This window comes from Halorubrum trueperi, from assembly GCF_042662525.1.
Classification (GTDB): Archaea; Halobacteriota; Halobacteria; order Halobacteriales; family Haloferacaceae; genus Halorubrum; species Halorubrum trueperi.
Map to the genome: position 1 here is coordinate 92,519 of NZ_JBHSXI010000010.1, position 25,041 is coordinate 117,559.

Consider the following 25,041-nt stretch of genomic DNA (forward strand, 5'->3'; position numbering starts at 1 on the left):
TCGACGGCGATGAGGCCGGACGACGAGAGCTACTTCGCCCGGATAGAGGACCGGCTCGACGAGGCGTGGGAGGTCGCCGAGACCGCGAAGCGGCAGGGCCACGATCCGAAGCCGGAGATCGAGATTCCGATCGCGCGCGACATGGCCGACCGCGTCGAGAACATCCTCGGGATCGACGGGGTCGCGGAGCGCGTCCGCGAACTGGAGGGCGAGATGTCCCGCGAGGAGGCAGCGTTGGAGCTCGTCACCGACTTCGTCGAAGGGACCGTCGGCGATTACGACTCCCGTGCGGGCAAAATCGAGGGGGCGGTCCGAACCGCGGTCGCCCTGCTTACCGAGGGGGTCGTCGCCGCGCCGATCGAGGGGATCGATCGCGTCGAACTGCTGGAGAACGACGACGGCACCGAGTTCGTCAACGTCTACTACGCCGGTCCGATCCGCTCGGCGGGCGGAACCGCGCAGGCGCTGTCCGTGCTCGTCGCCGACTACGCCCGATCGCTTCTCGGCATCGACGAGTACAAGCCGCGCGACGTGGAGGTCGAGCGTTACGCCGAGGAGATCGCCCTCTACGACACGGAGACCGGGCTCCAGTACACCCCGAAGGACAAGGAGTCGAAGTTCATCGCCAAGCACATCCCCATCATGCTCGACGGGGAGGCGACGAGCGACGAGGAGGTGTCCGGCTTTCGCGACCTCGAACGCGTCGACACCAACTCCGCGCGCGGCGGAATGTGTCTCGTCGCCGCCGAGGGGATCGCGCTCAAGGCCCCGAAGATCCAGCGCTACACCCGCGACCTCGACGAGGTCGACTGGCCGTGGCTTCAGGACCTGATCGACGGGACGATCGGGAAGGACGGGGCCGGCGACGGGGCGGACGCGGACGATGTCGACGGGGCCGGCGATGCGGGCGACGGGCAGACGGCGGGAGACGGCGACGAAGGGACGGGGGGCGACGGGACGGCGGATGGCGATGAGGGGACGGACGGCGACGGCGCTGCCGGCGGCACGTCCGTGGGGCCCCTCCGCGCGAAGCCCTCTCAGAAGTTCCTCCGGGACCTGATCGCGGGACGGCCGGTCTTCACCCACCCGAGCGAGGCGGGCGGGTTCCGTCTTCGGTACGGTCGCGCGCGCAACCACGGGTTCGCGACCGGCGGCGTCCATCCGGCGACGATGCACCTCGTCGACGACTTCCTCGCCGCCGGCACCCAGATCAAGACGGAGCGACCGGGGAAGGCACACGGGGTCGTCCCCGTCGACTCCATCGAGGGGCCGACGGTGCGGCTCGCGAACGGCGAGGTCCGTCGGATCGACGATCCGGAGGAGGCCAAGGCCGTGCGCAACGGCGTCGAGAAGGTGCTCGACCTCGGCGAGTACCTCGTCAACTACGGCGAGTTCGTCGAGAACAACCACCCGCTCGCGCCCGCGTCGTACGTGTACGAGTGGTGGGTCAAAGAGTTCGAAGCGGCCGGCGCAGACGTGCAGGCGATGCGGGACGATCCGCACGTCGACCTCGAACACCCCGACGTCGACGAGGCGTTCGCGTGGGCGCGCGAGTACGACTGCCCGCTCCATCCCGAGTACACCTACCTCTGGCACGACGTGTCGGTCGCGGCGTTCGAGGCGCTCGCGGACGCGGTCGTCGACGGCGACGTGGTCGAGGGGGTCCTCGCCGTCGAGCGCACGGAGACGATCCGGTCGGCGCTGGAGTCGCTCCTCGTCGAACACGCCGCGACGCCGGACGCGCTTCGGATCCCCACGTGGCGTCCGCTGGCGCGGTCGCTCGGGGTCGACGACGGCCTCCGAAGGACGTGGGATGCGGGCGACCTCTCGGAGGCGGCCCGCGAGTGGAACGACGGCGAGAACGCCGTGAAGGCCGTCAACGAGGTCGCGCCCTTCGAGATCCGCGAGCGCGCCCCGACTCGGATCGGAAACCGGATGGGTCGCCCCGAGAAGTCCGAGAGCCGCGACCTCTCACCCGCGGTTCACACCCTCTTCCCGATCAATGAGGCGGGCGGCCCCCAGCGCGACGTGGCGGAGGCCGCGAGCGTCATGGACGATCAGGGTCGTCGCGGCCGCCTGGAGGTGGAAGTCTCCGAACGAGTCTGTCCGGACTGCGACGAGCACACGTACGAGGCCAGCTGCCCGGACTGCGAGGCGCATACCGAGCCGCACTACGAGTGCGGCGGCTGCGGCACCGTCTGCGAGCCCGACGAGGCCGGCCGCGTCGAGTGTCCGCGCTGCGAGTGGGAGGTCACGGCGGCGGCGTACCGGGAGGTCGACCTCAACGACGCGTACCGCTCCGCGCTGGAGAGCGTCGGCGAGCGCGAGGCGTCCTTCGAGATCCTCAAAGGGGTCCAGGGGCTCACCTCGCGGAACAAGACGCCCGAACCGATCGAGAAGGGCGTCCTGCGCGCGAAGAACGGCGTCACCTCGTTCAAAGACGGCACCGTCAGATACGACATGACCGACCTCCCCGTCACGTCGGTCCGGCCCGAGGAGCTCGACGTCACCGCCGACCACCTCCGGGAGATCGGCTACGAGACCGACATCGACGGCGAGCCGTTACGCCACGACGACCAGCTCGTGGAGCTTCGGGTGCAGGACATCGTCCTCTCGGACGGCGCGGCCGAGCACATGCTGAAGACCGCGGACTTCGTCGACGACCTCTTAGAACAGTTCTACGGCCTCCCGCGCTTCTACGAGGTGAACGAGCGCGACGACCTCGTCGGAGAACTCGTCTTCGGGATGGCTCCTCACACGAGCGCCGCAACTGTCGGGAGAGTGGTTGGATTCACCTCGGCCGCCGTCGGATACGCTCATCCGTACTTTCACGCCGCCAAGCGTCGCAACTGTGATGGCGACGAGGATTGTGTAATGCTCCTCATGGACGGACTTCTCAACTTCTCGAAAACATTCTTGCCCGATCAACGCGGCGGTCGCATGGACGCGCCACTCGTGATGTCCTCGCGGCTCGACCCCTCCGAGATCGACGACGAGGCGCACAACATGGACATCGTGCGCGAGTACCCGCGCGAGTTCTACGAGGCGACGCTGGAGCTGACGGACCCGGAGGAGCTGGAAGACCGGATCCAGCTCGGCGAGGACACGCTCGGGACGGACGAGGAGTACCACGGATTCGACCACACCCACGACACGACGGACATCGCGATGGGGCCGGATCTGTCCGCGTACAAGACGCTCGGCGACATGATGGAGAAGATGGACGCCCAACTGGAGCTGGCTCGGAAGATCCGCGCGGTCGACGAGACCGACGTGGCCGAGCGCGTCATCGAGTACCACTTCCTGCCGGACATAATCGGGAATCTGCGCGCCTTTTCGCGACAGGAGACGCGCTGTCTCGACTGCGGCGAGAAGTACCGACGGATGCCCCTGTCGGGCGACTGCAGGGAGTGCGGCGGCCGGGTGAACCTCACCGTCCACCAGGGGTCGGTGAACAAGTACGTCGACACGGCCATCGAAGTCGCCGACCGGTTCGGCTGTCGCCCCTACACGAAACAGCGGCTGAAGGTGTTGGAGGAGTCGCTCGAATCGATCTTCGAGGACGACACCAACAAGCAGTCCGGCATCGCGGACTTCATGTAGTGGATCGGGTTCGTCGGGCGTTTTCTGGCTCCGTTGAACCCCTCACCGAGAGACGCGTTTGGACCCGGTTTCGGTCAGTACTGGACAGCGGTGAGCGATAGCGGGAGTGGGTATTGCAGACCGCCGCCAGCGACGTGTTATTTAAAAAGGACAAGTGCGGGAGTGACGATTGCTTATAACTGAGCGGTGCTGTCGGCGCGCCTCCGAGCGCCCTCTCGGGCGCGAGGAGCCCGCGAGGGACGCCGCGAGCGCCTTTTAAAGGCGCGAAGCGGCGAGGCTGGGGAGGCGTGAGGTTGCGGTGCTGAGCGGTGCTGTGTGGGGTGGGACTCAACGGGGCAGTCGCGAGGCGGGCGCAGGCGACACTGCAGGGAGCGAGCAACGCGAGCGACCGAAGCGCGCAGCGAACGTGCGCCCGCCTCGCGGCTGGGGCTTTGGAGGTGTTCACCGCGCCAGCAACGATATTCAATCGTCCCAGAAACACAGGAGATTGCCCCACCGTCAACCGCTTATAAACAGCCGCCAGCAACACCACTCTTTCACTTATAAACGACCACTCCTCCGAATTGATATACCCACTCCCGCAGTCGATCAAGTAGCGCTCTTCGGCGACGAGGATTTTTCAGACGGGAATACGTCTGTCAACGAGATCTTCACCAGAGCCGATTATTTATAAACAACCGCCGTCTCAGTCGTCGCGCGCCTCTTCGACGACCCGCGTGAACTCGCGGGCGGTCTCGGTGATCGCCTCGTACTCGCCGCGCGCGGCCGCCTCGTAGTCGACGAGCGCACCGCCCGCGCCGACGGCGAACGCGCCGGCGTCGATGTAGTCGGCCGCGTTGTCGGGACCGACGCCGCCGGTCGGCATCATCGGGATCTGGCCGAGCGGCCCCTTCATCGCGCCGAGGTGCCCCGGCCCGACCGTCTTCGCGGGGAACACCTTCACGAAGTCGGCACCGGCCTCGTAGCCCCGGATCGCCTCGGTCGGCGTCATCACGCCGGGCGCGGTAACGACGCCGTAGCGGTTGCACGTCTCGATGACGTCCTCGTGGAGGCTCGGGGAGACGACGAACTCCGCCCCGGCCATCAGCGTGGTTCTGGCAGTCTCGCTGTCGAGGACGGTCCCGGTGCCGACGACGACCTCGTCGCCGAAGGAGCCGGCGACTTCGCCGAGGAGGTCGGCGACGTCCGGCGTGTCCGCGGTTATCTCGACGGCGGTGACCCCGCCCTCGCGGAGCGCCTCCGTGATCTCGATGAGCTGGTCGGCTGCAACCCCGCGCAACACCGCGACGACGCCGGTGTCGGCGAGTCGGGAGAGCGTCTCGTTCATGTTTTCACGTTTCCGAGTGATCACTTAAATCCGCCTGACGCGTCTCGCCCGTCTCGCATCGACTCCCTCGTCCCGATAGATTCGTTCCGACAGCAGCGCATCTCTCGTCTCGACAGCGACGAAGTTCCCGCCCCGATCGTTGCGTTCCCCCGCCGATCGTGGTACGTGAGAGCGCCCCGATCGTGGGATTGATAGGCACGAAATCGGCGGCTATCGGGGGCGATTCACCGCGAAACGCTCGCGGCGAAACACTACCCTTTTGACCCTGCTATCGGTATCAACCGGTATAATGGGCCGACGCAAGAAGATCGTTCAAGAGTGCGAGCGGCTGATGGACAACCCGGAGCACATCCGGAACATCGCCATCGCCGCCCACGTCGATCACGGCAAGACGACGCTCTCCGACAACCTGCTGGCCGGTGCCGGCATGATCTCTCAGGACACCGCGGGCGAGCAGCTCGCGATGGACACGAAGGAGGACGAACAGGAGCGCGGCATCACCATCGACGCGGCGAACGTGTCGATGACTCACGAGTACGACGACACTAACCACCTCATCAACCTCATCGACACGCCGGGCCACGTGGACTTCGGTGGCGACGTGACCCGCGCGATGCGCGCAGTCGACGGCGCGCTGGTGGTCGTCGACGCCGTCGAGGGCGCGATGCCCCAGACGGAGACGGTGCTCCGGCAGGCGCTCCGCGAGGGCGTGAAGCCGGCGCTGTTCATCAACAAGGTCGACCGGCTCATCTCCGAGCTTCAGGAGGGGCCCCAGGAGATGCAGGAACGGCTGATGTCCGTCATCGCCGACGTCAACGAACTCATCCGCGGGATGGCCGAGAACATGGACGACATCCCCGAGGACTGGACCGTCTCCGTCGAGGACGGGACGGTCGGGTTCGGCTCCGCGCTGTACAAGTGGGGCGTCTCGATGCCGTCGATGCAGCGGACCGGCATGGACTTCGGCGACATCATGGAGCTCGAACAGAACGACAAGCGCGACGAGCTTCACGAGCGAACGCCGCTTTCGGACGTTGTGCTCGACATGGTCTGTGAGCACTTCCCGAACCCGGTCGACGCACAGCCCCGCCGCGTCCCGCGCATCTGGCGCGGCGACCCGGACTCCACGCTGGCCGAAGGGATGCAGCTGGTCGACGAGGACGGCGAGGTCGTCTTCATGGTCACCGACATCTCGATGGACCCGCACGCGGGCGAGATAGCGACGGGCCGCGTTTTCTCCGGCACGCTGGAGAAGGGCCAGGAGCTGTACGTCTCCGGCACCGCCGGCAAGAACCGTATCCAGAGCGTCGGTCTCTTCATGGGGTCCGAGCGCGAGGAGGTGGAGCACGTCCCGGCCGGTAACATCGCCTCCGTCACCGGGCTGCGCGATGCCATCGCCGGCTCCACGGTCTCCTCCGTGGAGATGACGCCGTTCGAGTCGATCGAGCACATCTCCGAGCCGGTCATCACGAAGTCCGTCGAGGCCCAGAACATGGACGACCTGCCGAAGCTCATCGAGACGCTTCAGCAGGTCGCCAAGGAAGACCCGACGATCCAGATCGAGATCAACGAAGACACGGGCGAGCACCTCATCAGCGGGCAGGGGGAGCTCCACCTCGAAGTGATCACCCAGCGGATCCGGGACAACCAGGGCATCCCGGTCATCACCGGCGAACCGATCGTCGTCTTCCGCGAACAGCCCCAGGAGGCGTCCCGCGAGGTCGAGGGACAGTCGCCGAACCGTCACAACAAGTTCTACATCACCGTCGAGCCGATGGCTCAGGAGATCGTCGACGCCATCCAGCTCGGCGAGGTTTCCATGGACATGCCCGAACTGGAGCGCCGCGAGGCCCTTCAGGAGGCCGGCATGGACAAGGACACCTCCCAGAACGTGGAGGACATCCACCGGACGAACATCCTCATCGACGACACGAAGGGGATCCAGCACCTCAACGAGACGATGGAACTCGTCCTCGAAGGGCTTCAGGAGGCCCTCGACGACGGACCGCTCGCAGCCGAGCCGGTTCAGGGGTCGCTGTTCCGTCTGCACGACGCGAAGCTCCACGAGGACACGATCCACCGCGGGCCCGCGCAGGTCATTCCCGCGGTTCGCGACGCGGTTCACCGCGCGCTGATCGACGGCGAGGTCCGCTTGTTGGAGCCGATCCAGGACGTCCGCATCGACGTTCCCTCCGAACACATGGGTGCCGCCTCCGGCGAGATTCAGGGACGCCGCGGCCGCGTCGACGACATGTACCAGGAGGGCGACCTCATGGTCGTCGAGGGAATCGCGCCAGTCGAGGAGATGATCGGCTTCTCCTCCGACATCCGCTCTGCCACAGAGGGACGCGCCTCGTGGAACACCGAGAACGCGGGCTTCCGCGTGCTCGTCGACAACCTCCAGCGCGAGAAGATCATGGAGATCCGCGAGCGCAAGGGGATGAAGCTGGAACTGCCGTCGTCGATCGACTACTTCTAAGTCGACTACTTCTAAGTCGACTACTTCTAAGTCGTCGACCGGCTCGGGTTCGAATCGGTTCCCAGCGGCTCTTCGTTTTGTTTTCGCTTCTCCCAACCCAGTTCTTCGCTCCTCCTTCATCCCGTTCTTCGATTACCTCCTCACATTTCTCGCTTCGGACGCTCTCGACTCTCACAATCTGTGCCGTGAGTTGACACACTCGAAAGCGAGGCAACGCCTGCCATCGCCGAAGGCTTATACCGGATCGTCCGACTGCTTTGAGGTATGCAGACGGGCACGACTCCCGCTCGGCGCATCGCGACGGAGCCAGCAAGCGACCGCTCCGCCCCGCCGACAGGGACGTGCCAGACCGGTACAGTCAGGACCGCTCCCGCGACGGGGGTGATCGCGTGAGCGACGATCGCGACGGCGTGCCCGAGGGAGTCGACGTCGACGGGGCCGACACCTCGCCCGACGGCGGTCGCGCCGCGGCGACCCCGTCGACGCACACGGTGCGGCTGGAGCTCGTCGACGAGCCCGGACAGCTGCTCGCGGCGCTCCATCCGATCGCGGACAACGGCGGGAACCTCCTCTCGATCTACCACGAACGCGGGAACAAGACCCCCCGCGGACGGATCCCGGTCGAGGTCGACTTCGAGGCGACCCAAGAGCGCTTCGAGGGGATCGTCGACGCCCTGCGTAGTGAGGGCGTGAACGTGATGCAGGCGGGGACGGAGCGGTACGCCGAGGAGGTGACGCTGCTGTTGTTCGGCCACCTCATCGACACCGACCTCTCGGACACCCTCTCGCGGATCGAGGCCTGCGAGTCGGCGTCGGTCGCCGACGTGTCGCTGGCGGCACCCCAGGGGACCGAAGAGGCGTCGAGCGCACGGCTTCGACTGGAGGCGCGCGCCGGGGAGACGGAAGCGGCGCTCAGCGCGGTCCGGGATCTGTCCGACGAGAAGGGGCTCCGTCTGGTCGAGCCGCTCACGGGGGTGGACACGTGAAACTCGCCGTCATCGGGGCCGGCGCGGTCGGTCGATCCGTGGTCGAGCTCGCCGGCGAGTACGGCCACGAGGTCGTCGCGGCCGCGGACTCCTCGACCGCGGTCGTCGCGGACGGGACGGACGGCCGAGCTTCCGGTGTCGACCCGGATGCAGTGGTGGCCCGCAAGGCGGAACGGGGAATCGTCGGCGACGCGGAGCCCGCGGACGCGCTCGCGGCCGATTACGACGTCCTCGTCGAGGCGACCCCGACGACGCTCGGCGACGCGGAGCCCGGATTCTCGCACGTGACGACCGCGCTGGAACGCGATCGACACGCCGTGCTCGCGAACAAGGGGCCGGTCGCTGAGCGGTTCGGCGACCTGCGCGCGGCCGTCGACGACAGCGAGGGCGACATCCGCTTCGAGGCGACCGTCGGCGGCGCGATCCCCGCGGTGTCGACCGTCGAGGACATCGAGCCCGGGCACGTCACGGCGGTGCGGGGCGTGCTCAACGGGACGGCGAACTTCATCCTCACCCGGATGGCCGCCGAGGGGCTCGATTACGATCACGTGCTCGCTGAGGCGCAGGACCTCGGCGTCGCCGAGGCGGACCCATCCTTCGACGTCGACGGGACCGACGCGGCGCTCAAGTGCGTCATCCTCGCGAACGTGCTCTCGTTCGGCGCGGCCGACGACCCCGCCGACGCTCGGGAGTTCTCGCTTGCAGATGCCGACGTGGAGGGGATTCGCGACGTGCCGGGCTCCGCCCTCCGGCTCGCGGCAGAGGACGGACGAACGGTCAGACTCATCGGCGAGGCGACCGGCGAAACCGTCCGCGTCGCCCCGCGGCTCGTCCCCGAGAACGGGACGCTCGCGGTCTCCGGGACGCAGAACATCGTCCAGATCGAGACGTCTCACGCAGGTCGGCTCAACATCTCCGGACGCGGTGCCGGCGGCCCGGAAACGGCCAGCGCGGTGCTGGGCGATGTCGGTCGGCTGGAGTAGGGTATTCGGAGGTTGACGTCGGCTGGAGTAGGGTATTCGGAGGTTGACGTCGGCTGGAGTAGGGTATTTGGAGGCTGACGTCGGTTGGAGTAGGGTATTCGGAGGCTGATTGCGTCACGCGGTAACGGAAATCCCCCGTTACGTTGTTCCGGACCGTGTGTCGTTCTCTCGTGATCCGCGTTGTCGAGAATCGCCCGACGGCGTCGCGATCATCTGTGGTCCGTATCGAAACCGTTTTAGTGGAATCTACCGAAACTTACTCACAGAGCGCCTTAGCGCGTGATTACCCCATGAGTGACAAACCGCACCAGAACTTGGCCATCATCGGCCACGTCGACCACGGCAAGAGTACGCTCGTGGGTCGCCTCCTCTTCGAGACGGGGAGCGTCCCCGAGCACGTAATCGAGCAGCACCGCGAGGAAGCCGAGGAGAAGGGCAAGGGCGGCTTCGAGTTCGCCTACGTGATGGACAACCTCGCCGAGGAGCGCGAGCGTGGTGTCACGATCGACATCGCCCATCAGGAGTTCGACACGGACAACTACTACTTCACCATCGTCGACTGTCCGGGCCACCGTGACTTCGTGAAAAACATGATCACGGGTGCCTCGCAGGCCGACAACGCGGTGCTCGTCGTCGCAGCCGACGACGGTGTCGCGCCCCAGACACGAGAGCACGTGTTCCTGGCCCGCACGCTGGGCATCAACGAGCTCATCATCGGCGTCAACAAGATGGACCTGGTCGATTACCAGGAATCCACGTACGACGATGTCGTCGAGGAGGTCAAGAACCTGCTCAACCAGGTCCGCTTCGCGACCGACGACACGACGTTCGTGCCAATCTCGGCGTTCGAGGGCGACAACATCTCCGAGGAATCCGAGAACACGGGCTGGTACGACGGCCCCACCCTGCTGGAGTCGCTCAACGACCTGCCGGAGTCCGAGCCGCCGACGGACGCGCCGCTCCGACTCCCCATCCAGGACGTCTACACCATTTCCGGTATCGGGACCGTCCCCGTGGGACGCGTCGAGACCGGCATCCTCAACACGGGAGACAACGTCTCCTTCCAGCCGTCCGACGTGGGCGGCGAAGTGAAGACCGTCGAGATGCACCACGAGGAAGTGCCCAAGGCCGAGCCCGGCGACAACGTCGGGTTCAACGTCCGCGGCATCGGCAAGGACGACATCCGCCGCGGCGACGTCTGTGGCCCCGCCGACGACCCGCCGAGCGTCGCGGAGACGTTCAAGGCGCAGGTCGTCGTCATGCAGCACCCCAGCGTCATCACGGCCGGGTACACGCCCGTCTTCCACGCCCACACGGCGCAGGTCGCCTGCACGATCGAGTCGATCGACCAGAAGATCGACCCGTCGTCCGGCGAGGTCGCCGAGGAGAACCCGGACTTCATCAAGTCCGGCGACGCCGCGGTCGTGACCGTGCGTCCCCAGAAACCGCTCAGTATCGAGCCGTCGGGCGAGATCCCGGAACTCGGCAGCTTCGCCATCCGCGACATGGGTCAGACCATCGCGGCCGGCAAGGTGCTCGAAGTCAACGAGCGATAATCGATGCAGCAGGCACGCGTCCGCCTCGCCGGCACGAGCCCCGAGGACCTCGACGACATCTGCGACGACGTCCGCGAGATCGCGGACTCGACGGGGGTCGCCCTGTCGGGCCCGATCCCGCTGCCGACGAAGACGCTCGAGATCCCGTCGCGTAAGTCCCCGGACGGTGAGGGGACGGCGACGTGGGAGCACTGGGAGATGCGCGTCCACAAGCGTCTGATCGACATCGACGCCGACGAACGCGCGCTCCGTCAGCTCATGCGCGTCCAGGTGCCCAACGACGTCAGCATCGAGATCGTTCTCGAAGACTAAGCGCTAGGGCGTCCGTTCACACGCTCTCTTCGTTTTATTTCCCCGATAGCGCCCGCCGTCGCCGTCGTTCCGTTAACGGCGCTCGGCGGTCGCCTCCGTGGTCTCACCGAGCGTCCAACAGCCCGACCCGTCCGGCCACGAGGCCCGAGAACGCCCCGACGGCGTGCGCGATCAGCGCGACGCCGGGTGCCGCGGTCGTCGCCGTCAACAGAAGGGCGGCGAGTCCGAACAGCGCGAACTGCGCTCGGGCGGAGAGCCGCAGGCGGTCGAACAGCGTCGCGCTCACGACGTTTCCCGCGAGGAGGTAGCCGCCGAGCGCGAACGCCGCGCCGCTCAGTCCCAACACGGCGGGCGAGGGACCGAGCAGACCACCGAGCGTCACCTGCGCGATCCCGGCGAGCGCGCCGGTCGTCACCACGAACGCGTGAAATCGGAGTCGCGTCGTCCGTCGCTCGACGAGGGGGCCGACGAGCAGCAGGGCGATCGCGTTCGCCAGCAGGTGGCCGATCGACCCGTGGGCGTACACGCTGGTGACGACGGTCCACGGGGCGAGCGAAAGCGGCGTCGACAGCGCGAACATCCCCGCGAGTCCGACGACGCTCAGCGCCGCCTGCGCGATCACGAACAGCGACGCGATCGCGAGCGTTTCGATCGTGGCGCGCATCGGACGACCATTCGCATTCCGTCGACTTAACGCGATCGCGCTGTTCACGCGGTCGTTCGGTACGGCCGACGGTTTCAGATCACGTCGTCGGGATCGTGGGCCCGCTTCATCCGCTCGGCCTCGGCGGCGTACCGCTCGCGGTCCGCCGGGTCGTCGACCGCGCCGACGTTCTCGGGATCGGCGTCGACGGCGGCCGTCGTGTCGCGGACGTCGGTGAAGGAGGTGAGCGCCCGCTCCTTGCGGAAGTACCGCCCGCCGTCCAGGGTGGCGTACGTGAGGATCACCATGTTCTGCTCGTCGTCGGAGTAGGTGCGCTCGACGAGCCACATCCGGATGGATTCGGCGTCGGTGTCGGCATCGCTCTCGGCGTCGGTGTCGTCGTCGCTTTCGGCATCGCTCTCGGCATTGCTCTCGACACCGGCGTCGCTCTCGGCGTCATTGTCGAACTCGATCTCGGTCATGCGTTGTAATTCGAATTCTACACACAAACGATTTCCGGCGGGACGATTCGAGCCTCCCGCCAGAGGCGACGCGGACCGTCAGCGTTAAGTTATTTAGGCCGACCTAAATCAACGTATGCACGCTGAACGCCCCTTCGAACGCCGTCGAACGGCGACAGGCCGATGACTGACGGCCGCGTTCGAGGTCGGATCCGGGGTCACCTTTCGAGGGAACGGCTCACGGTCGTCGGGACGCTCACCGTTCTCGCGGTCGGCGTCGCCGTCATGGTCCGAACCCTCGACGCCGACGCGGTCGTCGCGGCGGCGATTGCGGCGGACCCCGTGCTTCTCGGTGCCGCCCTCGTCGTCTACGTGCTCTCGTGGCCGGTCCGCGGGCGTCGGTACGCCGACGTGCTCGCGGCGATGGGACGGCGCTGTCGAACCGGGTTCCTCACGGCGACGGTGTTCGCCAGCCAGACCGCGAACCTCGCGATCCCCGCGCGGGCCGGCGACGGGGTTCGCGCGTACCTGCTCAAGGAGCGGCGCGACGTGCCCTACCCGACCGGCGTCGCCTCGCTCGCGGTCGAGCGCGCCTTCGACCTCGTGGCGATCGGCGTCCTCGGTGGCGTCGCGCTCGCGCTCCTGCTCCCGACCGGTCGGTCACCCGGGTCGGGTGAGTCGGTCGGCGCTGTCGCCCCGTCCACCGCGCTCGCGGCCGCGGCCGGTATCGCCGCCGTCGCCGCGATCCTCTCGATCGCGACCGTCGCCGTCGCCCGGAGCGACCGGCGCTTCGGTCCCGCGCTCCGTGCCCGGGTCGATCGGCCGCGACCCTCTCGGGCCGTCGGCGCGGCCGTCCGATTCGGGTCGTCGGTTCGAGTCGTCGCCGCCGCTCCCCGACGTCTCGGTGCCGTGTTCCTCTGGAGCAGCGTCGTCTGGGCGCTCGACGTCCTCACGGCCGTCCTCGTGCTCGCGGCGCTCACGGGCGGGATGGGGGGGTTCGTTCCGACGCCGACGCTGCTCGTCGTCGGGACGCTCGCGGTCAGCGTCGGCAATCTCGCGAAGGTCCTCCCGCTCTCGCAGGGCGGGATCGGGCTCTACGAGGCGGCGTTCACCGGCCTCGTCGTGAGCGCGACGAGCCTGCCCGTCGAGACGGCGCTCGCGGCGGCGATCCTCGACCACGCGCTGAAGAACGCGGTCACGCTCGCCGGCGGCGGGGTCGCGGCGCTCGCGCTCGGCCTTTCGCCCACGGCCGGCTCCGCGACGGACATCGATCCGACCCCTTCGGCGAAGGCTGACGGCGGAAGCGTCGTCGGAGAGTCCGAACCGGGGAGCGTCGCCGGCGACACGGCGACGAACGCGTCCGGCGAGAGCGAATCGTCGAGTCCCGGACCGTCAGATTTTTAGGCAAGCCTAAAAACATCAGACCATGGAAGAACGCCGCTCAGCCGCCGCGAGCGGGGACATCTGCGTGATCGTCCCCACGATCCGGGAGTACGAATGCGTCCGCGCGTACGTCGAAAACGCCCGCGAGCACGGGTTCGACGTCTCGCGGCTCCACTTCGTGCTCGTCACTGAGGACTTCTGTGACGCGGACGAGATGCGCGCGATGCTCTCAGACCTCGACGTCTCCGGCGACGTCTTCGACGGCGGCCGCCGCGAGGAGTGGTACGAGGCCAACGGTATCTCGGAGTACGGGCACGTCATCCCGGCCGCGAGCCACGCCGAGACGAGCTTCGGCCTCCTCTACATGTGGACCGATGAATCGTTCGAGTACGGGTTGTTCATCGACGACGACACGCTCCCCCACGACGACGAGAATTACTTCGGTCGGCACATGGAGAACCTCGCGTTCGGCGGCGAGGTCGAGCGCGTCAGCTCCGACGAGGACTGGGTGAACGTCCTCTACCAGAACGCCGACGAGCACGGCCTGTACCCCCGCGGGTACCCGTACTCGGCGATGGACGAGACGGTGGAGACGGACGCGGTGGAAATCGAATCCGGCGAGGTCGTCGCCTCGCAGGGGCTGTGGACGAACGTCCCGGACCTCGACGCCGTCAGAATCTTGATGGACGGCGATCTGGAGGGACAGGCGCAGACCCGGACGACCGCCGACGACTTCGCCGACGACTTCGTCGCCGCGCGCGGCAACTACCTCACGGTCTGCTCGATGAACCTCGCCTTCCGTCGCGAGGTGATTCCCGCCTTCTACCAGCTCCCGATGGACGACAACGAGTGGGACGTGGGTCGGTTCGACGACATCTGGAGCGGCGTGTTCCTGAAACGCGCCTGCGACGTGCTCGGCACGCGCGTCTACAACGGCGGGCCGCTGTGCGAGCACAACAAGGCCCCGCGCTCGACGTTCGACGACCTCCATAACGAGGTCGCCGGGCTCGAACTCAACGAGCACCTCTGGGAGCTAATCCGCGACGCCGGCGCGGACGCCGATGACTACGCCGCTGTGTACGCTGCGATGGCCGACCGGCTGGCCGACGGTGAGTTCGACGAGTACCGGAACGGCGCGTTCTTCACGCACGTCGGCGAACACATGCGGGACTGGCTCGACTGCCTCGACGCGCTCCGCCGGACGCCGGCGCTCGCCGACGACTGAACCGACACGACTAAGTTCGTTTAGGCAAGCCTAAAACACATGACGAGAAACGACGACAGTCGGTTCGGAACCGGTCGACGGCGGTTCCTCGCCGCGGCGGGAGCGCTCGGTGTCGCCGGTCTCGCGGGATGTACTGGCGGCGGCGACGGCGACGACGCCGGCGGCGGCGGTGACGGCGGAGACGGCGGTGACGCCGAATCGTCCATCGGGCAGATCGGTTCCGGACGCGAGGGTCGCGGACTACCCGGCGGAACGCCGATCGCGGAGATGCCCGACCTGGAGGGCGAGCTCACCCTCTACTCGGGTCGCAACGAGTTCCTCGTCGGCCCGATCGTCGACTACATCGACGACCAGTACGACGGCTTCGAGCTCACGGTCCGGTACGCCGGCTCCACCGACCACGTGAACGCGATCGTCAACGAAGGCGACGGATCGCCGGCCGACGTGTTCTATTCCGTCAACGCCGGGTCACTGGGTGCGCTCGCGAACGAGGGGCGTACGCAGTCTCTCTCCACAGAGATCACCGACATGGTTCGGTCCGAGTTCACCACCGAGCAGTGGATCGGCACGTCGGGTCGCGCGCGGACCATCCCCTACAACACCGACGAGTTCTCCGAATCGGATGTCCCCAGCGACATCATGGCGTTTCCGGAGGAGTTCGACGGCTCCCTCGGGTGGGCTCCCTCCTACGGATCGTGTCAGGCGTTCGTCACCGCGATGCGGCTCATCGAGGGCGAGGAAGCAACGCGCGAGTGGCTCGAAGCCGTCGTCGAGTCCGGCATCACCCCGTACAACGACGAGTTCGCCACCTGTCAGGGGATCGCCGACGGGGAGATCGACGCCGCGTTCACGAACCACTACTACATCCAGCGCGTCCTCGACGGCAACCCCGACGCGTCGATCGCCACCGCGTTCACCAGCGGCGACGCCGGCGCGGTGTTCAACGTCGCCGGCGCGGCCGTCGTGGACACGGCGAACGACGCCGCTCTCGCGGAGAACTTCATTCGACACCTCCTGTCGGCAGAGGCGCAGGACTACTTCGCCCGTTCGACGTTCGAGTATCCGCTCATCCCCGACGTCGAGCCGATCGGCGACCTGCCGACCATCGACGAGCTCGACGTCCCCGACATCGACCTGACGGAGCTGTCCGATCTCGAACCCACGATCGACCTCATGCGGGACGCCGGCGTCGAGGTGTAGGCGCGCACCCCTCGATCCACCGTGTCGCCCCCCTCGGACTCCCGTCGTTTCCCCCGGATCCGTCGGCTCGCGCGTCGTTTCGGGAGCCACGGCCGCGATCGGATCGCTCGCGCCGATCGGCTGACCGTCGCGGCCGCGCTCGTCGCGGTCGCGTCCGGCGGCCTCACCTTCGTCCTCGCCGCGACGCTCTTCGCAAACCACTCCGTCAACCACGACGAGGGCGTGTATCTCATGCAGGCCGCGCTGCTGCTCTCCGGACAGCTGGAGATCCACGCCGGGGCGCTCGCGGACGCGTTCCATCCGTGGTTCTTTATCGAGGACGGCGGCCGGCTCTATCCGAAGTACAGCCCCGTCCCCGCGGCGATGTACGCCCTCTCGATGGGGCTGTTCGACGAACCGCGGGCGACGCTCGCGGTCGTCGCCGCGGGAAACGCCGCGCTCGTGTACCTTCTCGGCTCGCTGAGTTTCGATCGGCGGGTGGGTCTCGCGGCCGCCGTCCTCTTCGCGGCCTCGCCGATGGCGATCGTCACTTCCTCGGTGTTCCTCCCGTACGCGCCCACGACGTTCCTGAACCTGCTGTTCGCGGTCGCGTACCTCCGGAGCGTCCGCGACCGGTCGCTCCCGCTCGCCGGGGTCGCGGGGGTCGCGATCGGGCTCGCCTTCTTCGCCCGGCCGTTCACGGCAGTGCTGTTCGCCGCGCCGTTCATCATCCACGCGCTGGTCCGGGTCGCGTCGTCGATCCGAGAGGCGGGAGCGCTGTCGCTCCCGCTTTCCGGCCCGATGCGCCGCCACGGGCTCACGGCGCTGTTCGGGACGCTGCTCGTCGGCGTCACGCTCGCGTACAACTTTCGGATCACCGGCTCGCCGCTCACGTTCCCGTACGAGGCGTTCGCCCCGATGGACGGCCCTGGGTTCGGCGAGCGTCGGATCCTCGGCCACTCGGTCGATTACACGCCGGAGCTGGCGCTCCGATCGAACGGCTACGCGCTGTGGTACCTCGCGACGCGCTGGGTCGTCGCCGGTCCGGCTGGGACGGCACTCGCGCTCGCCGGCGGCGCGCTGGCCGCGCGGCGGTGGCGGCTGGGGAACCGCGCGCTCGCCGGATTGGGCTCCGGGACGTCACGGTCGGCGGGGTTGTCGGGCTCATTGGGCTCGTCGGGCTTATTGGGCTCGTCGATATCGACCGCCGATCCTCGGTTCGAGCGCACCGCCGGATACCTCCTCGGCGGGGTCGTCGTCTCCGTGATCCTCGGGAACCTGTTCTTCTGGGGGACGAACAACCTCCTCGCGACGTTCTCGGATCCGACGGACGGGCTCGTCGCTGGATTCGGTCCGTTCTACCACTTCGACCTACTCGTTCCGCTGTCGGTGTTCGGCGGGGTCGCCGTCGTCGCCGTCGGCGGCGCGCTCGCCCGGATCAGAGAGCGGATCGCGTCCGGCCTCACCCCACGGACCGCGCGGCGGCTCGTCGCGGTCGCGGCGGCGCTGCTCCTCCTCGTCGGTGCCTTCGGGGCGGCGACGGCGGTCGAGGAGCCGCTCGACCGGCACGCGACGCAGGCGGACAAGTACGAGGCGGCCTACGAGCCGATCGAGTCGGCGTCGTTCGACGACGACCTCGTGTTCGTCCCGACGCCCTACGGCGAGTGGCTCCATCACCCGTTCCAGTCCCTCCGCAACGATCCCGGGCTGGACGGCGAGGTCGTCTACGCGCTCGACCGCGACCCGATCGAGGACTTCGCTGTGCTCGACGCGTATCCCGCCCGCGACCTCCACCGGTACGCGTATCGGGGCGAGTGGACGCCGGACCCGGACCGGCACGTCACCCCGAAGCTCGAACCGCTCGACCGCCGGGAGGGGGAACGGATCGACGCCGAGACGACCGTCGGCGTCCCCGAGCGCGTCGAGCGCGCGCGAGTTCGGGTGGAGACCGTGCGCGGGGCGGGGGGCGACGGCACCGACAGTCACGCGAGTTACGCCGTGACCGATCCCGACGACTCGATCGCGGTCGACTGGTCGCTGACGCCCGAGCGCGCGCAGCTGGCCGGCGCGCCGAATACGACCGTTCCCATCGCCACCGAGGGCGACGAGGTCGTCGTGACGGTGACGCTCGTCGGCTCCACGGGCGCGACGTTCACCTACCGCCAGGAGGCGACGGTTCGGGCGACGGACGAGACTGTCGAGGCCGTCTGGCCCCCGGAGCGCTCGGTCTGTCGACTCGTCACGCAGTGCGGCACCGAGGGGACGTACGTCCCCGACGACCCGGACGCTCACTCGGAGTGGGTCGCCTTCGAGACGGACGCCGAGGCGAGCGATACGACCGACTAGTGTAGTGGCTGGTTCGGGGCTGTTTATAAGTCGTTGCTCGCGACGAATCGTCGAGTGATGCTTCCGTTGACCCAGCCGCTCGCTTATAAATCGCTGCTGGCGCTGTGACCACCTCCAAAGCCCCAGCCGCGAGAGCTCGCGCCTCTAGCAGCCGGCGGCGAAGCCGCCGGCGACGCCACCGCACCACCTCGGTGGTTTATAAGCAGTCGACGCCGACGCTCGCAGTCTTTTAAATAACGCGTCGTCGGCGACGGTCTGCACGATTCGTGTTGGATACCGTATCCATTCGCCGTCTGGATCGTTCGACGCTCAGAGCCGGCGGAGTTGCTCTTCGAGACAGACGGTCACGATCGACTTCGCGATGGCGGCACCGCCCTCGATCGGGTCGAGTTTCGTCTCGCCGAGGCGTTCGGCGTAGTCGATCGGGTGCTCGCGGACCTCGTACCCGCGCATCAGCGGCCGAATCAGGAGCTCCGCGGAGAGGCCGGTGTTCTCGGTCCACTCGATCCCCTCGACGACCTCGCGGCGGTACGCCCGCATCCCCGTGGTGGTGTCGTGGACGCGCTCGCCCATCAGGACGCTCGCGATCGCCGCGAACGCCTGGTTCCCGAATCGGTTGAACGCGGGCATCGCGCTCGCGCCGTGGTAGAGTCGGTCGCCGCTGACGACGTCCGCGCCGTCGTTGATCGCCGCGAGGAACTCCGGGAGCGCCTCCATCGGGTAGGTGTCGTCGCAGTCGGTCGTGACGACGACCGGTCGGTCGGGAGCGAGAACCGCCTCACGGACGGCGACGCCGTACCCCTGCGGCTCCTGTTCGATCACGCGCGCGCCGTGCTCGCGAGCTATCTCCGGCGTACGATCCGACGAGCCGTCGACGCAGACCACCTCGGCGCGCCCGCCGGTGACTTCGTCGATGTCCGAGAGAACGGCTTCGATCGCCGCCTCCTCGTTGTACGTCCCCATCACGACGCTGACGTCGTCGAAGGTGTAGCGGTCGTCGGGTCGATCGCGCTCCCCGCCGTCTCCGACGGTCGCCGCGTCGCCGTCGGCCGTTCCACCGGTGTCGCTACCGGCCGCAGTCGTCGCTCCGTCCTCCGTCTCGTCGACGTCGCCGGCCGATCCGTTCGCGGTGAGTGATCCGCTCATTACATCGAACGGGTCGCTCCACCCACTTGAATTTTTAGGTTTGCCTAAAATAAGGTCAGAGCCGGCGCTCGATGTCGTCCGCGACGCGCAGCGCGAGCGCGGCGATGGTGAGCGTGGGGTTCATCGCGCCGCTCGTGGGGAAGACGCCGCTGGAGGCGATCCAGCAGTTGTCGAGGTCGTGGGTCCGGCACTCGGCGTCGACGACGCCCGCCTCGGAGTCGGCGCTCATCCGGGTGGTGCCCATGTGGTGGTAGGCGGGGCCGGTCGCGTCGGGACCGGCGACCCACTCCACCTCCGCGCCGAGCGCCTCCAGGATCTCCCGCTGGATCTCGTTGGCGCGCTCGATGGTCCGGAGCGCCCGATCGCCGACGCTCCAGTGGATCTCGGGGACCGGGTTGCCGTGATCATCGGTTCGGCCGGGATCGAGCGTCACGTAGCTGTCGGCCCGGGGACGCTGCTCGACGAGCCCGCCCATCGCGACGTGGGTGCCGTAGCCGTCGCGGAGGCGATCGAGGAGCTCGTCCCCCCAGTCGTCACCGGTCAGCGCCATCTCGACGGGCGAGGGGCCGGCGTAGTTGAAGAACTCGAGTTTGAACGGAGCGATCTCCTCGTCGGCCTCGTCGTAGAACTGATCGCAGGCGCTCGTGTAGAAGCCGACGTGGTTCTGCCGGGTCGGCTCGTCGAGGACGCCGCCGGCCCCCGCGAACAGGTGGTCCATGAAGAACTTCCCCACCGTCCCACTGGAGTTCGCCAGCCCGTCGGGGTACGCGTCGGACTCCGAGAGCAGCAGGAGCCGCGGTGTTTCCACGCCGCCGCAGGCGACGACGAAGGCGTCGGCGGTCTGTTCGTACGCTTCGCCGTCGGGGGTCGCGTACACCGCGGCGGTCACGCGGTCGGCGTCGTGTTCCAGCCGCTGGACCGGCGCGCGATCGATCACGGTCGCGCCCTTCTCCTCCGCGCGCTCGACGTGCACGGTCGCGTCGTACTTCGCGCCCGCCGGACAGACGGGCTGGCACGTGCCGTAGCCGACGCACGCGGACCGGTCGTCGTACGGCTCGGAGTTGCGCGCGTTCGGCACGGAGTGTACGTCGATCCCCAGCTGCTCGCACGCCTCCGCGAACAGCGAGTCGCTGTAGGAGGGCTCAAACGGCGGCATCGGGTGCGGCTCCTCGCGCGGCGGCGCGTAGGGATTGTCCACGCCGCCGCCGCCGGCGACTCCCAGCTCGCGCTCGGCCTCGGCGTAGTACGGTCTGAGGTCCGCGTAGTCGATGGGCCAATCCAAGCCGACGCCGCGCTCGGTCTCCGAGTTAAAATCGTCCTCGTGGAGTCGCATCACCATCCCCTGCCAGTGGAGCGTCGACCCGCCGATTCCCTTGACTCGGGCGTGGTTCAACGGGTAGGACCACGCACCGGAGTTGCTGTGTGCGTCGCGCTCGCCGCCCACATCCCACACGTCGGGCCGGTCGTAGCTCGGCCGGATCGCGCGCTCCTGCCGGGCGACCCGGTCAGTCGGGTCGAATCGGGGGCCGGCGTCGAGGACGACCACGTCGCGATCGGCGGCCAGCCGGTCGGCGACCAGCGCGCCCGCGGGTCCCGCGCCCACGACGCAGACGTCCGCGTCAGCGACCGGCGACCGGTCGACGTCGCGGGGCGCAGTGTCCTCTCCGCCCACGCCGCCCACGTTCATCGCGGCCCCCGTCGATAGCTCTCGATCCCGCCGGGGTGGCCCTGCGGGTTCTCCAGCCCGACTAGCTCGCCGCCCGTGGGCGAGGCGTACAGCGCCAACAGCAGCTCGTTGACGACGTAGTACCGAACCCGCTCGGCGAGCGTCCCGTCGGGGTCCTCCTCGGCGGTGTCGGCACCAACCTCTCGAAGGAGCCGATTTCGGTCGCTCGCGGAGAGTTCAGCGACCGGTGCGCCGTGCCACGCGACGGCCGCGTCGTCGAGCTCGCCGACCGTCGCCCGGAGCCCCTCGGCGTGGCCCGAGCCGTCGAGTCTCCCGTCGAGGAAGCGGTCGACGAACGCCTCGACGCCGTCGACCGCGTCGGGATAGACGACCGCCGCGACCGCGGTCATCGCCGCGCGAACGGCCTCCTCGTCCGCGAGATCAGCGGGGCTACCGTCCTCGGCGTCGGGTGCCGTGCCGTCCGTATCCTCCGACGCCTCACGCGCTCGACGAGCGCCGAGGGCGACGCCGCCGGCCGCCCCGAGGGTCGCCAGCGCGGCCACGGCGTCGCGCCGCGTCAGTTCCATAACCGATTTAGGCGGCCCTAAAGTAATATATCCGTCGGAGCCGAGCCGCGCCGGAATCGGAACTGCTAACGGTCGGTGCGACCACCCTCCGCCAAGCATCTCGCTTCCCGGACCATGAGTTGGACACGCCGGATCCGCGACGCTCTGACCGACGGCGACGGCCGACTACCGCCGGGACTCACGCTGCTGTCCGCCGCCATCGCCGCGACGATGGTGTTCCCGCTCGCGTGGCTGGTGATCGAGGCCGTCACCGTCGAACGCTCGCGGGCGCTCGATCTGCTCTTCAGCGCCGACACCGCCGAGGTGATCTTCAACAGCCTCCTGCTGATGGCCGGCGTGACGGTCCTGTCGATTCTGATCGGCGTCCCGCTGGCGTACCTGACGGCCAGAACCGACCTCCCCTTCCGCCGGTTCTGGTCCGTCGTCGCCGCGCTCCCGCTGGTCGTGCCCAGCTACGTCGGCGCGTTCGCGTTCGTCTCCGCGTTCGGCCCGCGCGGCGAGTTCCACGACGCGCTCGCGCCGCTGGGGATCGAGCGGATCCCCGACGTGTACGGTCTCCCGGGAGCGATCCTCGTGATCACCCTCTACACGTACCCGTACGTCTACTTGACGACCCGAGCGGCCCTCCTCTCGCTCGACACGACGCTGATCGAGGCGGCACGGACGCTGAACCACGGCCGAATCGAGGCGTTCCGCCGGGTGACGCTCCCCGTGATCCGCCCGGCGATCGCCGCCGGGTCGCTTCTGGCGGCGCTGTACGCGGTCTCCGATTTCGGCACGCCGTCGATCATGCGACTACCGGTGTTCACGCGGCAGATCTACGTCGAGTACAACGCGTTCGGCCGCGACTACGCCGCGCTGCTCTCCCTGCAACTGCTCGCGGTCGTGCTCGTCGTGCTCGCGCTGGAGTGGCTGGTCCGGTCGGAGCGGAGCGCTCCGGGCGACGACGCAGGCAGCACCGACCGTCCCGTCCGGCTGGGGCGGTGGCGCTGGCCGGCGACGCTCCTGCCCGCGTCGGTGTCGGCGGTCGCGCTCGTCGTCCCTCTCTGGATCCTCCTGTTGTGGCTCCTCCGATCCGACGCCGGTCGCCGTCCGTCGATGGCGTTCGAGCCGGTTCAGGTGCTCAACTCCGTGTCGGTCGCCGCTGCCGCCGCCGTCGCCGCCGCGCTGGCTGCCATCCCCGTCGCGTACTTCGCCGCGAACCACGACACGCCGCTGGCGACGCTGTTCGAGCGCGCGACCTACGTCGGGTTCGCCGTGCCCGGGATCGTGTTAGCGCTCGCGCTGGTGTACTTCGGTTCGGGGTACCTGCCGTGGCTCTACCAGACGATTCCGCTTCTGGTGTTCGCGTACGTCGTCCGCTTCCTCCCGCAGGTCGTCGGCTCGGCACGGACCGCTATTCTCGGCGTCGATCCCACGCTCGTCGAGGCGAGTCGCACCCTCGGCGAGTCGTCGATGGGTGCGTTCCGTCGCGTCACGTTTCCGCTCACCCGATCCGGGATCGTCGCCGGCGCGGCCCTCGTCTTCCTCACGACGATGAAGGAGCTCCCGGTCACCCTCATCCTCCGTCCGTCCGGCTTCGAGACGATCGTCACGCAGATCTGGCGCGCGCAGGAATCGGCGCTCTACCAGTACGCCGTCGTCCCCACGCTCATCCTGCTCGTCATCTCCGGGCTCTCCATGGTGGTCATCCTCGCGCAGGAGGGCGGCGAGGAAGGGCTGTGATGACTGTGTGAGTCCGGCGTTCACGAATCCTGCTGACGAACGAACTCCCGACCCGTCCGGCTTCGCGCGCCGATTCCACACGTACTTACCTGACTCCGCCTCACGGGTTCGTATGGACCTCACCGATTCTCGCGTACTCGTCACCGGTGGCGCGGGGCTCGTCGGGAGCCACCTCGCCGCGCGACTCCGCGATCGCGGCGCGACGGTCCGCGTCGCCGACGACCTCTCGAAGGGGAAGCGCGATCGGGTGCCCGACGGGGCCGGCTTCGTCGAGGCCGACCTCACCGATCCCGACGACGTCGCCGAGGCCGTCACCGACGACCTCGATATCGTCTTCCACTTCGCCGCGTACACCGACACGAACTACGACGACGACCGCGAGCTGTTCGAGGCGAACACGGCGATGACGTACAACGTCTTAGAACGCATGCGCGAGGTCGGCGTCGACCGGCTCGCCTTCACCTCCTCCTCGACGGTCTACGGCGAGGCACCTCGCCCGACTCCGGAGGATCACGCCCCGCTTGAACCGATCTCGATCTACGGCTCCTCGAAGCTCGCCGACGAGGCGCTGATCTCGACGCACGCCCACTCGTACGGGGTGCAGTCCTGGGTGTTCAGGTTCGCGAACATCGTCGGTCCGCACCAGCGCGGAAACGTGATCCCCGATTTCATCCAGAAGTTGGACGCGGACCCGAGCGAGCTGGAGATCCTCGGAGACGGCCGCCAGGAGAAGTCGTACATGCACGTCTCGGAGTGCGTCGACGCCATCCAGTACGTCGTCGATCACGCCGACGAGGACTTGAACGTCTACAACCTCGGGACGCGGACGACGACCTCGGTGACGCGGATCGCCGACATCGTCTGCGACGAACTCGGCGTCGACCCCGAGTACGCGTACACCGGCGGCGACCGCGGCTGGACCGGCGACGTGCCGAAGATGCGCCTGTCGATCGAGCGGCTCGTCGACCTCGGCTGGGAGCCGTCGATCGAGAGCGACGAGGCCGTCCAGCGGAGCGCGCGCGAGCTGATCGACGAGATCGTCTGAGACGGATACGTTTCTGGTGTCGACGATGGAGATGCAGTAGTCTCATTTAAAATACCAGTCGCTCGCATATAAGTAGCTACCTAGAGACCGACGTTGCACGCCTGCAAAGCCCCAGTCGCGACGACTCGATGGGCTCGCTGTCGTTCGAAAATCGAAGATTTTCGTGATGTCGTCAGAACGCAAAGCGTTCTGTCTGCTAACCGGAACGCAATGCGTTCCGGTAATGTTGTCAGAATCCGAAGGATTCTGGCTGCTAGCCGGACGTAGTCCGGCGATGTCGTCAGAACGCAAAGCGTTCTGTCTGCTAGCCGGAAATCTCTGATTTCCGGCGATGACGAAACGGCTTCGCCGTTTCGAACCACGGTCCTCGTCACTCACTTCGTTCGCTC

At 67.8% G+C, this 25,041-nt stretch carries 19 protein-coding genes; 13 read left to right on the forward strand and 6 right to left on the reverse strand.

The annotated features are described in order from the left end of the window. Positions 1–9: 9 nt before the first annotated feature. Positions 10–3,603 carry a DNA polymerase II large subunit gene (locus ACFQEY_RS09635; protein WP_379767797.1) on the forward strand — a complete coding sequence of 1,198 codons (3,594 nt, stop codon included), beginning with the start codon at positions 10–12 and terminating at the stop codon, positions 3,601–3,603. 685 nt (positions 3,604–4,288) lie between these two features. Here ACFQEY_RS09635 and ACFQEY_RS09640 read toward each other — a convergent pair. Further along, complete coding sequence (locus tag ACFQEY_RS09640) at positions 4,289–4,930, reverse strand: bifunctional 4-hydroxy-2-oxoglutarate aldolase/2-dehydro-3-deoxy-phosphogluconate aldolase (protein ID WP_379767800.1); 642 nt, start codon at positions 4,928–4,930, stop codon at positions 4,289–4,291. 289 nt (positions 4,931–5,219) lie between these two features. Between ACFQEY_RS09640 and ACFQEY_RS09645 the strand changes: the two genes are divergently transcribed. From ACFQEY_RS09645 to rpsJ, 6 genes are all read left to right on the forward strand, one after another. Beyond that, the gene (locus ACFQEY_RS09645) at positions 5,220–7,409 is read left to right on the forward strand and encodes an elongation factor EF-2 (protein WP_379767802.1); all 2,190 of its coding nucleotides are present in this window, start codon (positions 5,220–5,222) and stop codon (positions 7,407–7,409) included. A gap of 264 nt (positions 7,410–7,673) precedes the next feature. Continuing rightward, positions 7,674–7,802: a hypothetical protein gene (locus tag ACFQEY_RS09650; protein ID WP_379767804.1), complete on the forward strand. Its 129-nt coding sequence runs from the start codon at positions 7,674–7,676 to the stop codon at positions 7,800–7,802. After that, complete coding sequence (locus ACFQEY_RS09655) at positions 7,799–8,395, forward strand: amino acid-binding protein (RefSeq protein WP_379767807.1); 597 nt, start codon at positions 7,799–7,801, stop codon at positions 8,393–8,395. The genes ACFQEY_RS09650 and ACFQEY_RS09655 overlap by 4 nt, the downstream gene beginning before the upstream one ends. Beyond that, positions 8,392–9,378, forward strand: a complete 987-nt coding sequence (locus ACFQEY_RS09660; RefSeq protein WP_379767810.1) for a homoserine dehydrogenase — start codon at positions 8,392–8,394, stop codon at positions 9,376–9,378. Before ACFQEY_RS09655 ends, ACFQEY_RS09660 begins: the two co-directional genes overlap by 4 nt. 290 nt (positions 9,379–9,668) lie before the next feature. After that, on the forward strand, positions 9,669–10,934 hold the full coding sequence (gene tuf, locus ACFQEY_RS09665; RefSeq protein ID WP_379767813.1) for a translation elongation factor EF-1 subunit alpha: 1,266 nt from the start codon (positions 9,669–9,671) through the stop codon (positions 10,932–10,934). Between the two features lie 3 nt (positions 10,935–10,937). After that, the gene (gene rpsJ, locus ACFQEY_RS09670) at positions 10,938–11,246 is read left to right on the forward strand and encodes a 30S ribosomal protein S10 (protein ID WP_004048854.1); all 309 of its coding nucleotides are present in this window, start codon (positions 10,938–10,940) and stop codon (positions 11,244–11,246) included. A 103-nt stretch (positions 11,247–11,349) separates the two neighbouring features. On the opposite strand, the gene ACFQEY_RS09675 is transcribed toward rpsJ, so the two are convergent. Further along, entirely contained in the window at positions 11,350–11,910 is a 561-nt protein-coding gene (locus ACFQEY_RS09675) for a rhomboid family intramembrane serine protease (protein WP_379767816.1), read from the reverse strand. Positions 11,911–11,984: 74 nt separating this feature from the next. Then, positions 11,985–12,245: a DUF7967 family protein gene (locus tag ACFQEY_RS09680; RefSeq protein WP_465261633.1), complete on the reverse strand. Its 261-nt coding sequence runs from the start codon at positions 12,243–12,245 to the stop codon at positions 11,985–11,987. Positions 12,246–12,533: 288 nt separating this feature from the next. Here ACFQEY_RS09680 and ACFQEY_RS09685 point away from each other — a divergent pair, with 288 nt between their 5' ends. The 4 genes from ACFQEY_RS09685 to ACFQEY_RS09700 are packed head-to-tail and all read left to right on the forward strand — an operon-like array spanning position 12,534 to position 18,483. Next, positions 12,534–13,754: a lysylphosphatidylglycerol synthase transmembrane domain-containing protein gene (locus tag ACFQEY_RS09685; RefSeq protein ID WP_379767819.1), complete on the forward strand. Its 1,221-nt coding sequence runs from the start codon at positions 12,534–12,536 to the stop codon at positions 13,752–13,754. Between the two features lie 22 nt (positions 13,755–13,776). Next, positions 13,777–14,958, forward strand: a complete 1,182-nt coding sequence (locus tag ACFQEY_RS09690; RefSeq protein WP_379767822.1) for an alpha-1 4-glucan-protein synthase — start codon at positions 13,777–13,779, stop codon at positions 14,956–14,958. A gap of 39 nt (positions 14,959–14,997) precedes the next feature. Beyond that, entirely contained in the window at positions 14,998–16,158 is a 1,161-nt protein-coding gene (locus ACFQEY_RS09695) for an extracellular solute-binding protein (RefSeq protein WP_379767825.1), read from the forward strand. A gap of 21 nt (positions 16,159–16,179) precedes the next feature. Then, positions 16,180–18,483 (forward strand): ArnT family glycosyltransferase, encoded by a 2,304-nt coding sequence (locus ACFQEY_RS09700; RefSeq protein ID WP_379767829.1) that lies wholly within the window; start codon positions 16,180–16,182, stop codon positions 18,481–18,483. Between the two features lie 309 nt (positions 18,484–18,792). On the opposite strand, the gene ACFQEY_RS09705 is transcribed toward ACFQEY_RS09700, so the two are convergent. From ACFQEY_RS09705 to ACFQEY_RS09715, 3 genes are all read right to left on the reverse strand, one after another. After that, positions 18,793–19,446 (reverse strand): dolichyl-phosphate hexose transferase, encoded by a 654-nt coding sequence (locus tag ACFQEY_RS09705; RefSeq protein ID WP_379767973.1) that lies wholly within the window; start codon positions 19,444–19,446, stop codon positions 18,793–18,795. A 238-nt stretch (positions 19,447–19,684) separates the two neighbouring features. Further along, positions 19,685–21,316 carry a GMC family oxidoreductase gene (locus tag ACFQEY_RS09710; protein ID WP_379767832.1) on the reverse strand — a complete coding sequence of 544 codons (1,632 nt, stop codon included), beginning with the start codon at positions 21,314–21,316 and terminating at the stop codon, positions 19,685–19,687. Continuing rightward, positions 21,313–21,882, reverse strand: a complete 570-nt coding sequence (locus ACFQEY_RS09715) for a gluconate 2-dehydrogenase subunit 3 family protein (protein WP_379767835.1) — start codon at positions 21,880–21,882, stop codon at positions 21,313–21,315. The genes ACFQEY_RS09710 and ACFQEY_RS09715 overlap by 4 nt, the downstream gene beginning before the upstream one ends. 114 nt (positions 21,883–21,996) lie before the next feature. On the opposite strand from ACFQEY_RS09715, the gene ACFQEY_RS09720 reads away from it, so the two are divergent. After that, complete coding sequence (locus tag ACFQEY_RS09720; RefSeq protein WP_379767838.1) at positions 21,997–23,607, forward strand: ABC transporter permease; 1,611 nt, start codon at positions 21,997–21,999, stop codon at positions 23,605–23,607. A gap of 112 nt (positions 23,608–23,719) precedes the next feature. Then, the gene (locus ACFQEY_RS09725) at positions 23,720–24,652 is read left to right on the forward strand and encodes an NAD-dependent epimerase/dehydratase family protein (RefSeq protein ID WP_379767840.1); all 933 of its coding nucleotides are present in this window, start codon (positions 23,720–23,722) and stop codon (positions 24,650–24,652) included. Positions 24,653–25,041: the final 389 nt, after the last annotated feature.

What these genes read in the sequence shown, in the direction of transcription:
- ACFQEY_RS09710 (WP_379767832.1), bottom strand. Translation starts at nt 21,316, where the DNA reads ATGAACGTGGGCGGCGTGGGCGGAGAGGACACTGCGCCCCGCGACGTC.
- ACFQEY_RS09725 (WP_379767840.1), top strand. Translation starts at nt 23,720, where the DNA reads ATGGACCTCACCGATTCTCGCGTACTCGTCACCGGTGGCGCGGGGCTC.
- ACFQEY_RS09705 (WP_379767973.1), bottom strand. Translation starts at nt 19,446, where the DNA reads ATGGGGACGTACAACGAGGAGGCGGCGATCGAAGCCGTTCTCTCGGAC.
- ACFQEY_RS09640 (WP_379767800.1), bottom strand. Translation starts at nt 4,930, where the DNA reads ATGAACGAGACGCTCTCCCGACTCGCCGACACCGGCGTCGTCGCGGTG.
- ACFQEY_RS09690 (WP_379767822.1), top strand. Translation starts at nt 13,777, where the DNA reads ATGGAAGAACGCCGCTCAGCCGCCGCGAGCGGGGACATCTGCGTGATC.
- tuf (WP_379767813.1), top strand. Translation starts at nt 9,669, where the DNA reads ATGAGTGACAAACCGCACCAGAACTTGGCCATCATCGGCCACGTCGAC.
- ACFQEY_RS09635 (WP_379767797.1), top strand. Translation starts at nt 10, where the DNA reads ATGAGGCCGGACGACGAGAGCTACTTCGCCCGGATAGAGGACCGGCTC.
- ACFQEY_RS09695 (WP_379767825.1), top strand. Translation starts at nt 14,998, where the DNA reads ATGACGAGAAACGACGACAGTCGGTTCGGAACCGGTCGACGGCGGTTC.
- ACFQEY_RS09715 (WP_379767835.1), bottom strand. Translation starts at nt 21,882, where the DNA reads ATGGAACTGACGCGGCGCGACGCCGTGGCCGCGCTGGCGACCCTCGGG.
- ACFQEY_RS09720 (WP_379767838.1), top strand. Translation starts at nt 21,997, where the DNA reads ATGAGTTGGACACGCCGGATCCGCGACGCTCTGACCGACGGCGACGGC.
- ACFQEY_RS09650 (WP_379767804.1), top strand. Translation starts at nt 7,674, where the DNA reads ATGCAGACGGGCACGACTCCCGCTCGGCGCATCGCGACGGAGCCAGCA.
- rpsJ (WP_004048854.1), top strand. Translation starts at nt 10,938, where the DNA reads ATGCAGCAGGCACGCGTCCGCCTCGCCGGCACGAGCCCCGAGGACCTC.
- ACFQEY_RS09685 (WP_379767819.1), top strand. Translation starts at nt 12,534, where the DNA reads ATGACTGACGGCCGCGTTCGAGGTCGGATCCGGGGTCACCTTTCGAGG.
- ACFQEY_RS09675 (WP_379767816.1), bottom strand. Translation starts at nt 11,910, where the DNA reads ATGCGCGCCACGATCGAAACGCTCGCGATCGCGTCGCTGTTCGTGATC.
- ACFQEY_RS09645 (WP_379767802.1), top strand. Translation starts at nt 5,220, where the DNA reads ATGGGCCGACGCAAGAAGATCGTTCAAGAGTGCGAGCGGCTGATGGAC.